Origin of the sequence: Novosphingobium sp., assembly GCF_024642085.1 — a bacterium.
GTDB lineage: Bacteria > Pseudomonadota > Alphaproteobacteria > Sphingomonadales > Sphingomonadaceae > Novosphingobium.
Genome location: NZ_JAHEBV010000007.1, coordinates 63,257 through 75,745, shown reverse-complemented (window position 1 = coordinate 75,745; position 12,489 = coordinate 63,257). Strand labels below are relative to the sequence as shown.

The window sequence follows — 12,489 nt, the reverse complement described above, 5'->3', positions numbered from 1 at the left end:
GAGATCGAACCCTTCATGACCAAGACCTATGACGCGCTGATTATCGGTGGGGGCCACAACGGCCTGACCTGCGCCTTTTACCTGGCCAAGGCAGGAATGCGGGTACGTGTGCTGGAGCGGCGCCATATTGTCGGCGGGGCGGCAGTGACCGAAGAGTTTCATCCCGGTTTCCGCAATTCAACCGCCAGTTACACCGTCAGCCTGCTGCGGCCCAAGGTCATCGCCGACATGAAGCTGCACGACTATGGCTACCGCGTGATCGAACGGACAATCAGCAACTTTTTTCCATTCCCCGACACGTACCTCAAGCTTGGTGGAGGTCCGGGCCGGACCGAGGCCGAGTTCGCCCGTTTCTCCAAAAAGGATGCGGCAGCGTATCCCGCCTACGATGCCGCTCTGGAAAAGGTCGCCAATGTTTTGCGCGAACTGTCGCTGCAGGCACCGCCCAATGTCGGCGGCGGGCTGAATGCGCTGCTGGCGGCAGCAAAGCAGGGCTGGCCGATGGCCAGGCTGGACATGGCCACCCAGCGCGATCTGCTGGCGATCTTCACCAAGTCGGCGCGCGATTTTCTGGACGCCTGGTTTGAGGACGACCACGTCAAATCTGCCTTCGCCTTTGACGCGGTGGTTGGCAATTACGCCGGGGTGTCAACGCCGGGAAGTGCCTATGTCCTGCTGCACCACGTGTTCGGTGAAGTTAACGGCAAGCTGGGTGCCTGGGGCCACGCGGTTGGCGGCATGGGCGCAATTACGCAGGCCATGGCCCGCGCCTGCGAAGATGCCGGGGTAGAAATCACCCTGGAAGCGCCGGTGGCAAAATTGCTGGTCGATGGCGGCAAGGTGCGCGGGGTCAAGCTTGACGGCGGCGAGGAACTGGTCGCGCCGATCGTGGCGGCCAATGTCGGCCCGGCGCTGCTCTATCGCCAGCTGGTTGACGGGGCCGATCTGGACGATGATTTCAAGCGGCGGATGAAGACATACAAGACCGGGTCGGGCACCTTCCGCATGAACGTGGCACTTTCCGAGCTGCCCAGCTTTTCGGTCCTTCCGGGCAAGGCGCAAGGCGAGCATCACACCGCCGGGATCATTATCGCGCCCGGTATGGATTACATGGACCAGGCCTTTATCGATGCGCAGCAGCACGGCTGGTCGAAAAAGCCGATTGTCGAGATCAAGATCCCTTCGACCGTCGATGACAGCCTGGCCCCGCCCGGCCAGCACGTCGCATCGCTGTTCTGCCAGCAGTTCGATCCCACGCTGGACTGGGATGCGCACCGTGAAGAAGTGGCTGATCTGATCATCGACACGGTCACCGACCACGCGCCAAACTTCAAGGGATCGGTGATCGCCCGGCAGATCCATTCGCCGCTTGACCTGGAACGCAAGTTCGGACTGATCGGCGGGGACATCTTCCACGGCACGATGGGCATCGACCAGCTGTGGGCGGCGCGCCCGGTGCTGGGCCATGGCGATTATCGCGGGCCGATCAGGGGACTTTACATGTGCGGTTCCGGTACGCACCCCGGCGGCGGGGTCACGGGCGCTCCGGGCCACAACGCGGCGCGGGCTATCCTGGCTGACCGGCCGCTGATCCGGAAGATCCTGCGGTCCTGACCAAGGGGTAAAGCGTCAGTCCGGCCAGGATCAGCGCCCCGCCATAAAGGTTTGCCTGCCAGCCAAGGCCCCATTCGGCCCACAACGTGAAAGCAGCGGCGACCAGCGCGGCGGCGGTCAGCCGCCGGTCATCCCCGACCAAGCGGATCGCCGCCAGGGCGCTGAGAAGGTAGGCGACCAGCCCGGCGGCGATGCTGACCGAGCCGATGAACTCAAACAGTTTGCCCATGCCCTTTTGCGAATTGATCAGGATCATGCCGGTCAGCAGCACGCTGGACACCAGATGTCCGCGCACCGGAGTGCCGTTGGCATTTTCTTTGGCGAACCAGCGCGGGAATACACCGCCCCGCGCCATTGCCCAGGGCATTTCGCCCTGAACCAGGATCCAGCCGTTAAGCGCGCCGAAGGCGCTGATCGCGGCGAACAGGGCGACCACTACTGCCACACCAGCGCCGAACGTCTTGCCCAGGAAATCTGCCACCGGCGCGGGCGATCGGGCCGCCTCGTCCACCGGCATATAAAGTGCGAATGCCAGCGATATGCCGAGGTACACAAGGCCCGTCAGGACAACGCCAATCATCGTCGCGCGGGGCACGTTGCGTGCGGCATTCTCAACCTTGTCGGCAGGGACAGTTGCGCTTTCAAGGCCAAGAAATCCCCAGAAGGTCAGTCCCGCAGCCGTTGCTATCGTGCTGCCCGAAAGCGCTATTCCAGGATCTGGTGCGCGGGGCGCTCCGCTCAGCACAAACCACAGCGCCAGGATAATCAGCGCGATCAGCGGCAGAACCTTGAGCACGGTGGTGACGGTCTGCACCTGCCCCGCTTCGCGCACCCCGCGCAGGTTAACCAGGGTGAGCAGCCAGACAAAGGCGATGGCCAGCAGGGCGGGCAAACCGGCGATCGTGCCAATAACCGGAAAGATCAGGCTGAGGTTGCTGACCACTGCAATCGCGATGGCTCCATTTCCCACCCAGGTCATCACCCAATATGCCCAGGCCGCAGTATAACCGGTCACCGGGCCAAACGCGGCATCGGCATAGGCATAGGGCCCGCCGGCGCGCGGTACGCGCGCCGCCAGTCCGGCGAACACTGCCGCCAGGCACAGCGCGCCGCCAAGGGTCACGATCCATCCCGCCGCCTGATTCCAGCCCAACGGGGCCAGCGTGGCCGGCAACAGGTAGATGCCCGATCCAATCATGTTGCCGACTACCAGCGCCAGCAGCGCCCAGAAACCCAGCTTGGCTTTGTTCGGCCCCGTCATCTATCGCTCCTCGCCGGTGATGACGCGCAACCTACCGCTTGATCGAACGGCGTCACCATGTTTGTTGCTGGGCCCATGACCGATGATCGCTTTGCCGTGCCGCCCAAACTGGATCCGTCTGGCTACCATCCTCGCCTGATCGAGGCAGCCGCGGCGCTCAATGCCAACGAACTGAGCAGGGCCGAACCCCTTTTGCGCCAGCATCTCAAGGCTGATCCGTTCGATGTGTACGCTATCCGGATGCTAGCCGAATTGGCCGGACGGATCGGGCGGCTGCGCGATGCAGAGACGTTACTACGCCGGGCGCTTGAGATCGCCCCCGGTTTTACAGCGGCTCGCTCAAACCTGGCTCTGTTGCTGCACCGCCAAAACCGTGAGGCGGAGGCATTGAACGAGCTGGACCTGGTATCCCGCGAGGAGCCTGACGATCCTTCACATGCGACCCTGCGCGCGGCAGTTGCGGGCCGCATCGGCGAGTTCGACGAAGCGCTTGCGCTGTATGAGGACATCCTGTCGCGCGAACACAGCCCTGCGCCGATCTGGCTCAGCTACGGGCATACACTCAAGACCGTTGGCAGGCTGGATGATGGAATTGCCGCATACCGCACTGCGATCGCCAAACGCCCTGGTTTCGGCGAAGCATGGTGGAGCATCGCCAACCTCAAGACCGCCCGGATGGATGCGGCCGACCGTGCTGCGATCGAAACCGCGCTTGGCGATCAGGGCATTAGCGCGGACGACCGCTACCATCTGCATTTCGCGCTGGCCAAGTCGCTCGAAGATTCCGGCCAGGCTGCGGCGGCGTTCGATCACTATCTGGAAGCCAATCGCCTACGGCGCTGCGAGTTGCCCTATGATGCCGCAGACACCGCGCGCGCGGTTGACCGGATCATCGAACTGTTCACGCCCGAGTTTGTGGCCAGGCGCAAGGGACAGGGATGCCAGGCGCCCGATCCGGTCTTCATCGTTGGCATGCCGCGAGCCGGATCGACCCTTGTCGAGCAGATCCTGTCCAGCCACAGCATGGTAGAAGGAACGATGGAACTTCCCGACATACCAGGCATCGTCAATCGGCTTGCCCGTGAAGGTGCATACCCGCGTCTCCTGGATTCCCTTGCGCCAGCCCAGTTGTCCGCACTGGGCGAGAGCTATCTCGCGACAACCCGGATTCAGCGCCGTGAAGGCAAGCCGTTGTTCATCGATAAGCTTCCCAACAACTGGATGCATGCCGGCTTGATCCACTTGATTTTGCCGAACGCACGAATCATCGATGCAAGGCGACACCCGCTTGATTGCGGCTACTCCAATTTCCGCCAGCATTTTGCCCGCGGTCAGGCATTTTCCTATGATCTTGGTGACATCGGTCATTACTATGGCGACTATGTTCGCCTGATGGCGCACTTCGACCGTGTCCTGCCGGGACGGATACACCGGGTGATCCACGAGCGCCTGCTCGACGATCCAGAACAGGAAATCGGTCTTTTGCTCTCCGCCCTGAACCTTCCGTTCGAGCGTGCCTGTATCGATTTTGCCAGCAATCGCCGACCGGTTCGTACGCCCAGCAGTGAACAAGTGCGTCAGCCAATAAATCGCAGCGGCGAGGGCCGGTGGCGCAATATCGATCACCAGCTTGATCCGCTCAAAATCGCGCTTGGTGATGTGTTACGCTGCTATCCAGACGTGCCGGATGCGTGGCAAGCGGGCAACGCCTGATCCGAAAAGTGTGCAGTAAGTCGATTTGTCGATTGTTTCGCGCTGCACGCTGACTCACACCCGCTCTACGGTATCAAAATTCGGGGATATGAGATGAAGACTCATTTGAAATTTCGACGCAGCCTGTTCGCCCTGCTGTCCTCGACTGCCTTGATTATCCCATCTGCGGCCTTTGCGCAGGACGCTTCGGCGACTGACGAAGCAAGTGACGACGATGCGATCGTGGTGACTGCGCAGCGCCGTGAAGAACGGTTGCAGGACGTCCCCATCAGCATAACTGCATTGGGTGCGCAAAAGCTTGAACAGGCCAACGTCCAGTCTTTTGACGACTATGCCAAGTTGCTGCCCAGCGTCAGCTTCCAGTCTTTCGGTCCCAGCCAGGCGCAAATCTTCTTTCGCGGCGTATCGTCCGGCGGTGATGGCCTTCATATCGGTCCGCTGCCGACCAGTTCGATGTACATCGATGAAATCCCGGTCACCACGATCGGCGGAACGGTTGATTTCCACGTTTATGACGTAGCCCGTGTCGAAGCGCTGGCTGGCCCCCAGGGTACCCTCTTCGGCGCGAGCTCACTGTCGGGCGTGCTGCGCCTGATCACTAACGCACCAAAGCTCGGCGAGACGTCGGGCAGCGTCGACTTGCAACTCAGCAAATATGGCAAGGGCGATTTCGGCGGCTCGGCCGAGGGCTATGTCAATTTTCCGCTAGGCGACAGTGCGGCTCTTCGCGTGGTAGGCTTCTATGACCGCCAGGGCGGCTACATCGACAATCTTCCAAATACCCGTACCTTTACGCTCGACGATCCAGACCCAACTACCAACGTGACCGTCAACAACAGCGCACTGGTCAAAAACGACTACAACGATGTCGAAACCTATGGTGGCCGCGCGGCACTGAAAATCGATCTGGATGACAACTGGACCGCGACGACGCAGTTCATCTATCAGAATCAGGTCGCGAATGGCGGGTTCTTGTTCGATCCGACCAAGGGTGACCTTGCCGTTACCGACTTCCTGCCTAGCCGCAACCACGATCGTTGGTGGCAGGCTGCACTAACCATCCAAGGCAAGCTGAGCGATTGGGACGTGACCTATTCGGGAGGCTATTTTGAACGCAAGGTCGATAGCACTTCGGACTATTCCTACTATTCGGTCGCCTATGACACCTATGGTTCTTATGCGACCTACTTCCCTGACGGGAAAGGCGGGTTCCTCGACCCGACACAAAGCGTTGTTCTGGGGGACAAGTACACCAAGCTGACCCAGGAACTACGCGTCTCCTCACCAAGCGACATGCCGTTTCGCCTGACCGCCGGTCTGTTCATGCAGCACCAGACCGACACGGTCAGGGCCGACTACAAGGTTGCAGGGATCACAGCTGCGCCTTTGCCAAGCTGGTTCCCGGGCGTTTTTGACAATGACACGGTGTTTCGTTCACGAATCTTCCGCAAAGACCGGGACTACGCGATGTTCGCGCAGGCCGAATACGATCTGGCCCCTACGCTTACTGCGATCGCGGGCATCCGTGGTTATATTGCTGACAATACCTTGTACGGATTTTCGGGTTTTAATGGCGGAAGCAGTGTGCGCGCTTGCATTGCGGGTACGACATATCCTGAATCGCCGTGCGTTAGCATTGACAAGAAACAAGTCGAAAGCGGTGTGATCTGGCGCGGTGGCCTTCGTTTCAAGCCGAGCGATAACCTGATGCTTTACGCCACCGTTTCACGCGGTTTCCGCCCCGGCGGAAACAATCGCCGACCCGGGGTTGACCCATTCAAGTCCGACAAGCTCGACAATTATGAGGTTGGTTGGAAGACGCATTTCGGCAACGTCTATTTCAACGGCGCGGCATTCTACGAAAAGTGGAAGAACGTGCAATTCGGGCTGGTACCGCTCAACAACAACGGCATCACCAACACCTATAACGCCGGCAATGCGCGCATTTATGGTATCGAAGGTGATATTTCGACGCGGATTGGCGGCCTTTCGCTGTCGGCGTCAGGGACCTATGTCGACGCCAAAACCACAACCGATCTTTGCGCTGTCGACCCGGTCACCAAGAACATTGTCTGCGATCCTCTGGTGCCGCCGGTGGCACCTGCGGGCACCAGGCTGCCGGTAATGCCCAAGTTCAAGGGCAGCGTTACCGCACGTTACGAAGCGCCGATGGCGAACGGCAAGGGCTTCATCCAGACAGTCGTCAGCCACCAAGGCGGCACACGGTCCGCTTTGCTTGACTCCGAAGCCATCGCCCTTGGTTTTACCAAAGCGTTCACTTCCGTCGATTTTTCCGCCGGAGTCCATTGGGATAAATGGCGTGTCGAAGCGTTCATCCAAAATGCCTTCGACACGCGCGGCGAACTGGGACGCGGCACGTTCTGCGCGACGGGGTTCTGCGCACCTTATGCGCGAACCTATCCAACTCGGCCGCAACTTTTCGGGGTCAAGGTCGGCGTCGACTTTTAAGTAGTCACACCTGGGATTATCTGTGGACGCCCCAGCCCGGTAATCGGGTTGGGGCGTTTTGCATCAAACGGTCTGGCAAAGCCTAGTCTGTCGTGAATCGACCAGCGCCGCCGAATGCTTGGGCTCCACTACTGCCAAGCTGTTCAGTGATCCGGCCGGCCAGGCGCGAAGGCGTGATGCGCTTACCGTTCCAATAGCGCCACCAAGTGCCGAGCTGCGGCGGAAACGTCGGACCAAGTCTCAAGGAAGCCAGCCTCATCTCCGTACCACGGGTCGGTCAGGTCCATGCCTTCGCGACCCGGAATCAGATCGAGGAGCAAGCCGATTTGCGCCGCGTGATCTTGTGGCGCCACACGGTGCAGGTTGAGAAGGTTGGATCGGTCGGCAACGAAGATGTGAGTGAAGCGCACGAAATCATCTGCGCTCACTTGGCGGCCGCGATAGTCCGCCATATCCATTCCGAAACGCAATGCCGTGCGAATGGCGCGTGGGTCAGGTGGTTCGCCGACATGGTAGTCAGCGGTGCCGGCCGAATCGACCAGCACATCAAGGCCCGCCGCCGATGCCTGCTGCCTAAACGCTGCTTCGGCCAGCGGCGAGCGACAGATATTGCCCAAGCACACGAACAGCACCGCCGGCTTAACCATCGCTGTCGCCAAACCGCTCCAATCGAAAAGCCGCCGACATGTATTCGTCGGCGGCTGCTCTCAGCTCCGGCTCCTTGGCAAAGGCTTCGGCGGGCAATGGGGCCATGTCGAATGCATGCAGCAAAGTCCACAATGCGAACTTGCGGCCCGGTTCGCGTTCCACGCCGAAGGCTACTTTCATTTGTTCGGCCGCGCGGTCGAACTCGGTGGCGGTAAGAGTTTCAGGATCGTCAGTTCCGAAAAAGTGGAGCAAAAGGGCGTCGAGGTCCATTGGTTCAGCCCAACAGGTTCAGCGCCTGAACCCCCCATACCACTCCGCCACCAGCCAGCGCGGCAATCAGGTAGCCCGGCCAGCGCCGTTGGGCCTTGCGGCGGTCCCAGATCAAGTCAACCTGCGGAAGCGGCGGCGGTTCCGGCGCCCCGCCCTTGGGCGGGTACTTCTCTTCCATTCGCCGGACCAGATCGGGCAGGCGCAGCAGCGTTTCGGCATCTTTGCGGAGCCGGTCGGCAATCGCCGCCTCGGGCCCAAGTTCGTCACGGATCCATTCCCGAACATAGGGAGATGCGACATCCCACATATTGATCTGAGGGTTGAGCTGAGTTGCGAGCCCTTCGACCATAACCATGGTCTTTTGCAGCAACAACAGGTGCGGCTGCGTTTGCATATCGAACTCGCGCGTGATGGCGAACAGGCTGTCGAGCATCTGGCCCACCGAAAGTTCGCTAACCGGGCGGCCTCGCGTTGGTTCGCCGACGGCGCGCAGCGCGGTCGCGAACTCGTCGACTGAATGATAACTTGGCACGTATTGCGCCTCGAAATGGATTTCGGCGACGCGCCGGTAGTTTCCAGTGGTCAGGCCATAAAGTATCTCGGCAAGCCACAGCCGGGCGCGGCGGTCGATGCGTCCCATGATGCCAAAATCGATTGCGGCAATCGTTCCGTCGGGTTCTACGAACAGGTTACCCTGATGCATGTCAGCGTGAAAATAGCCCATGCTGATTGCCTGTTTTAGAAACGTCAGCACCAGATGCTGCGCCAAGGCATTCAGATCGTGACCGGCGGCGCGTAGAGCATCGGTTTCACTAATCTTTATCCCGTCGATCCAGTCGATAGTCATGACCCGGCCATTGGTCCGGTCCCAATCGATACCGGGTACACGATACCCTTCGGTAGTAGCCATTTTCTCGGCAAGTTCCGACGCCGACGCTGCCTCTCGCCGCAGGTCAAGCTCTCGCAGCGTCCATCGTTTGAAGTTTGCAATCACAAGTCGCGGACGCAGACGGGTCGCCTCACCGCCTAATGCTTCGAGATGTGCGGCGGCCCATTCGTAAGTCTGGATGTCTTCGGCAAACTTTTCGCGGATGCCTGGGCGGAGGACCTTGACCGCGACAGTGCGTCCCTCTGTCGTAACCGCACGATGGACTTGTGCGATCGAAGCGGCGCCGACCGGCTCCTCTTCAATGGAGGCGAACAGCGCGCTTAGCGGCTTGGCAAAGCTGCGTTCGATCTCGGCCTTGATCGCCGCGTAAGGCACGGGCGGCAAACTGTCTTGCAGCAGAAGCAGGTTGGTTGCTGCCTCGTCACCGACGATGTCGGGGCGTGTTGCCAGCGTTTGGCCCAGTTTGATTGCGGCAGGGCCGATATCCTGAAACGCACCGGCATAGTCAGGCACCCGTGGTTGCGCGGCAGCGAAGCGTGCGATCCGGGTCAGGCGGCGGACCTGAGGCGGTGTGTTGGGATCCTTCTCAATCCCACGCAGCGCGCCGTGGCGGGCCAGCGTGCGGCCCCAGCGCAACAGCCGGAAAATATGCGTCGACGCAGCCGTCACTTCAGATTTTCCAACCCGAATGAATGGCAACCAGTCCACCCAGGATGGGTTCGATCCGGGTACGGGCAAAGCCTGCGCTGCGGATCATCGCATCAAATTGCGGCATCGCAGGGAACTTACGGATCGATTCGATCAAATAACGATAGCTGTCGGCATCCCCTGCAATTGCGCTACCAATCCTAGGCACCAGCTTGTGCGAATATAAATCGTAGACCTCCTTGAACCCTGGCCATTCGGTCGTCGAAAACTCAAGGCAATAGAACCGCCCACCATGCTTTAACACCCGGTGCGCTTCCGACAGGGCCTTGTCGATGTGCGTGACGTTACGAATGCCAAAAGCGATTGTGTAGGCATCGAAAAAACGGTCGGGAAAGCTTAATTCCTCAGCATTCTGGCGCGACCAAACCAGACTGTCGACACCCTTGTCCATCGCCCGTCCGATCCCGACGTCAAGCATGTCCTGGTTGATGTCTGATACGGTGACCTGCGCACCTGCCGCAGCAAGACGAAACGCAATGTCGCCCGTTCCGCCCGCCATATCAAGGACCTGCTCGTTTGGCTGGGGCTTGATTCGCCGCACGAACTTGTCTTTCCAAAGCCGGTGCATCCCGGCAGACATCGCATCGTTCATGATGTCGTACTTGCGCGCGACACTAGAAAAGACGGCGCCGACGCGCTCAACCTTTTCTTCGGGGGTCACTGTCTCGTAGCCAAAGGATACCTGTTCACTCATGGCTGCGGGCCTTAGCCGGTCGTTCGGCGCGGTGCCACTAAAGACTGCCTGTTTCCCCCTTTGGTCAGGTGGATGCAGGCGGTGCAAACATAAACGGTGCCAGATGCATCAGGAAATCTGCCTTGCCCAGTTCTGCGCCTTGCTGGCGAAGGATCGCATATGTCGCGGTAGCGTGGAAATAGAAGTTGGGTAGGGCGAAGCCATTCAGGAACCGCTCAGCAGTATCGAACTTGATGCCCGCGCCATTGGGAAAGGTCAGAACAATCTCCCGCTGGGCGCCGGCATTGAATGAGGCAGGATCGAATGATCTGAGATAAGCTATAGTCTTGTCACAGCGATCTTTTAGCTCGGCAAAGCTATTTTCGGTATCCGGCATTGCGGGCGCATCGTCCCCGATCATCCTGGCTGCCGCACCCTTGGCGCCATCCGACGCCATTTGAATCTGGCGGGGCAGGGGATGCATATCGGGTGCCAGGCGTGCGTTCAGCATCACGGTTTCGTCCCCCTGCGCGGCAGCTTTGTCGAGCCAAGCTTTCATGTTGCCCAGCATTGCAACGACGTGCGGCACGAACGAATCATAAGGCGCAGCGGGCATGGCATATCTCCTAGCGGATACGGATTTCGCGACACTTACGACCGGGCACAAACGGTTTCAATGAGAAACGTATCTTACTCGCATGGACATCGTTTGCGAGCGGTCCTAGGCCAAACCCAATCATGCCAGAACTTCCCGAAGTCGAAACCACTGTTCGAGGGCTTGAACGTGTTCTTGACGGTCAAACTATCGCACGGATCGCCACACGGCGGGCCGATCTGCGCCGACCGTTCCCTGAGAACCTGATCCAGACAATGACCGGGGCAACCGTGATTGGATTGGGGCGCAGGGCCAAGTACGGGATGATCCATATCGACCGTGGTCAGTCGCTGATCTTTCATCTCGGCATGTCAGGGCGTTGGAGAATCGAGCCCGATGAACTGGGTCCTCACGACCATCTCGTGATCGAAACGGTGGCTGGCCAGCGCCTTGCCCTTTGCGATCCTAGGCGCTTCGGTTCGGTCGATCTAGTGGACACATGCTTGCTTGAAAGGTGGCCAAGCTTTGCAGCGCTTGGTCCCGAGCCGCTTGGCGACTTGCTGGATGTAAGCCACCTCGTCAGTGCGCTGGCAGGCCGCAGTGCGGCAATCAAGCTGATGCTGCTCGATCAGCGTATCATAGCCGGCCTTGGCAACATATATGTGTGCGAAGCGCTGTTCCGGGCGCGGATCAACCCGCGCAAGGCTGCCGGGTTGGTCAGCCGTGCGGCTCTTACCCGCCTGGTTCCGGCGATAAAAGATGTGCTTGCTGAAGCGATCCAAGCTGGAGGGTCCAGTCTGCGCGATTATGCACGGCCCGACGGTGAGCTGGGCTATTTTTCTAAGCGTTTCGATGTCTACGATCGCGCTGGCAAACCTTGCATACGTGATGGCGCTGCAATCCGGCGCATTGTACAAGGCGGACGAAGCACTTGGTTCTGTGGAAAGTGCCAAAAATAAGCGCCACGCTTGACGATTCGCCGACCCCCAGTTAAGGGCCGCGCTTCCCGCGGTGCCGATTCCATTCGGCGCCCCGGTTTTGCACGAGTTTTACAAGGACGAACATGGCCAATACGCCGCAAGCCCGCAAACGCATCCGCCGCAACGATCGTCGCGCCGAGATCAACGGCAATCGCCTCGGTCGCATCCGCACCTTCGTAAAGAAGGTGGAAGCGGCAATCGAAGGCGGCGACAAATCTGCTGCGGCTGATGCACTAAAGGCGGCCCAGCCGGAACTGGCCCGCGGCGTTGCTCGGGGCGTGCTGCACAAGAATACAGCTTCGCGCAAACTCTCGCGTTTAACCAAGCGAGTCGCGTCGATCTGATTCGTTTTGCGGTTGATTCGTCCCGCATCGGGACGCATTGGCTGGGACGAATATAGAACATCGGAATAATTGGGCCGGCGAGGTTTTCGCCGGCCTTTTTCATGCAATCGTATGTGCACCATGCTGCAGAGCGGTAACCCGGTGAAATTCGGCGATTCGCGCCGATCCCCCAAATAATTAATCATCTTTACAGATAGTTAGGGATATACCCCCGGATTCTCTGCCACTTGCCCGCGTCAAGGCGGTTTATTTCATTTTTTTTACGTCCAACGCCTTGCTCTGAACGCCCCCTCGTCCATAACACAACAACTGTCCGGCACGGGTT

General features: G+C 59.7%; 11 protein-coding genes. 5 read left to right on the top strand and 6 right to left on the bottom strand.

The window, feature by feature from the left end; genetic code table 11:
- Window positions 1-15: 15 nt before the first annotated feature.
- Window positions 16-1,614 carry an NAD(P)/FAD-dependent oxidoreductase gene (locus Q0L62_RS04805; RefSeq protein WP_296677179.1) on the top strand — a complete coding sequence of 533 codons (1,599 nt, stop codon included), beginning with the start codon at window positions 16-18 and terminating at the stop codon, window positions 1,612-1,614.
- Here the strand turns inward: Q0L62_RS04805 and Q0L62_RS04800 are convergent.
- Entirely contained in the window at window positions 1,568-2,875 is a 1,308-nt protein-coding gene (locus Q0L62_RS04800) for an amino acid permease (protein ID WP_296677176.1), read from the bottom strand. The genes Q0L62_RS04805 and Q0L62_RS04800 overlap by 47 nt on opposite strands.
- Before the next feature lie 75 nt (window positions 2,876-2,950).
- Here Q0L62_RS04800 and Q0L62_RS04795 point away from each other — a divergent pair, with 75 nt between their 5' ends.
- Window positions 2,951-4,588, top strand: a complete 1,638-nt coding sequence (locus tag Q0L62_RS04795; RefSeq protein WP_296677172.1) for a tetratricopeptide repeat-containing sulfotransferase family protein — start codon at window positions 2,951-2,953, stop codon at window positions 4,586-4,588.
- A gap of 93 nt (window positions 4,589-4,681) precedes the next feature.
- Window positions 4,682-7,057, top strand: a complete 2,376-nt coding sequence (locus tag Q0L62_RS04790; protein ID WP_296677170.1) for a TonB-dependent receptor — start codon at window positions 4,682-4,684, stop codon at window positions 7,055-7,057.
- Window positions 7,058-7,239: 182 nt separating this feature from the next.
- Here Q0L62_RS04790 and Q0L62_RS04785 read toward each other — a convergent pair whose 3' ends face one another.
- The 5 genes from Q0L62_RS04785 to Q0L62_RS04765 all read right to left on the bottom strand — a co-directional run bounded on the left by Q0L62_RS04785 (window position 7,240) and on the right by Q0L62_RS04765 (window position 10,861).
- On the bottom strand, window positions 7,240-7,704 hold the full coding sequence (locus Q0L62_RS04785) for a low molecular weight protein-tyrosine-phosphatase (RefSeq protein WP_296677167.1): 465 nt from the start codon (window positions 7,702-7,704) through the stop codon (window positions 7,240-7,242).
- On the bottom strand, window positions 7,697-7,975 hold the full coding sequence (locus Q0L62_RS04780; protein ID WP_296677164.1) for a hypothetical protein: 279 nt from the start codon (window positions 7,973-7,975) through the stop codon (window positions 7,697-7,699). The genes Q0L62_RS04785 and Q0L62_RS04780 overlap by 8 nt, the downstream gene beginning before the upstream one ends.
- 4 nt (window positions 7,976-7,979) lie before the next feature.
- On the bottom strand, window positions 7,980-9,533 hold the full coding sequence (gene ubiB, locus Q0L62_RS04775; RefSeq protein WP_296677162.1) for a 2-polyprenylphenol 6-hydroxylase: 1,554 nt from the start codon (window positions 9,531-9,533) through the stop codon (window positions 7,980-7,982).
- A gap of 1 nt (window position 9,534) precedes the next feature.
- Window positions 9,535-10,266 carry a class I SAM-dependent methyltransferase gene (locus tag Q0L62_RS04770; protein WP_296677159.1) on the bottom strand — a complete coding sequence of 244 codons (732 nt, stop codon included), beginning with the start codon at window positions 10,264-10,266 and terminating at the stop codon, window positions 9,535-9,537.
- Between the two features lie 64 nt (window positions 10,267-10,330).
- Window positions 10,331-10,861: a DUF1993 family protein gene (locus Q0L62_RS04765; RefSeq protein ID WP_296677155.1), complete on the bottom strand. Its 531-nt coding sequence runs from the start codon at window positions 10,859-10,861 to the stop codon at window positions 10,331-10,333.
- A 122-nt stretch (window positions 10,862-10,983) separates the two neighbouring features.
- Between Q0L62_RS04765 and mutM the strand changes: the two genes are divergently transcribed.
- Window positions 10,984-11,799, top strand: coding sequence for a bifunctional DNA-formamidopyrimidine glycosylase/DNA-(apurinic or apyrimidinic site) lyase (gene mutM / locus Q0L62_RS04760; RefSeq protein WP_296677152.1), 816 nt, complete (start codon window positions 10,984-10,986; stop codon window positions 11,797-11,799).
- A 104-nt stretch (window positions 11,800-11,903) separates the two neighbouring features.
- The gene (gene rpsT, locus Q0L62_RS04755) at window positions 11,904-12,164 is read left to right on the top strand and encodes a 30S ribosomal protein S20 (RefSeq protein WP_296677150.1); all 261 of its coding nucleotides are present in this window, start codon (window positions 11,904-11,906) and stop codon (window positions 12,162-12,164) included.
- The last annotated feature ends 325 nt before the right edge of the window (window positions 12,165-12,489 follow it).

Bases quoted from the DNA above. Each gene is read 5' to 3' on its own strand.
- Q0L62_RS04805 (WP_296677179.1), top strand. From the start codon at position 16: ATGACCAAGACCTATGACGCGCTGATTATCGGTGGGGGCCACAACGGC.
- Q0L62_RS04800 (WP_296677176.1), bottom strand. From the start codon at position 2,875: ATGACGGGGCCGAACAAAGCCAAGCTGGGTTTCTGGGCGCTGCTGGCG.
- Q0L62_RS04795 (WP_296677172.1), top strand. From the start codon at position 2,951: ATGACCGATGATCGCTTTGCCGTGCCGCCCAAACTGGATCCGTCTGGC.
- Q0L62_RS04790 (WP_296677170.1), top strand. From the start codon at position 4,682: ATGAAGACTCATTTGAAATTTCGACGCAGCCTGTTCGCCCTGCTGTCC.
- Q0L62_RS04785 (WP_296677167.1), bottom strand. From the start codon at position 7,704: ATGGTTAAGCCGGCGGTGCTGTTCGTGTGCTTGGGCAATATCTGTCGC.
- Q0L62_RS04780 (WP_296677164.1), bottom strand. From the start codon at position 7,975: ATGGACCTCGACGCCCTTTTGCTCCACTTTTTCGGAACTGACGATCCT.
- Q0L62_RS04770 (WP_296677159.1), bottom strand. From the start codon at position 10,266: ATGAGTGAACAGGTATCCTTTGGCTACGAGACAGTGACCCCCGAAGAA.
- Q0L62_RS04765 (WP_296677155.1), bottom strand. From the start codon at position 10,861: ATGCCCGCTGCGCCTTATGATTCGTTCGTGCCGCACGTCGTTGCAATG.
- mutM (WP_296677152.1), top strand. From the start codon at position 10,984: ATGCCAGAACTTCCCGAAGTCGAAACCACTGTTCGAGGGCTTGAACGT.
- rpsT (WP_296677150.1), top strand. From the start codon at position 11,904: ATGGCCAATACGCCGCAAGCCCGCAAACGCATCCGCCGCAACGATCGT.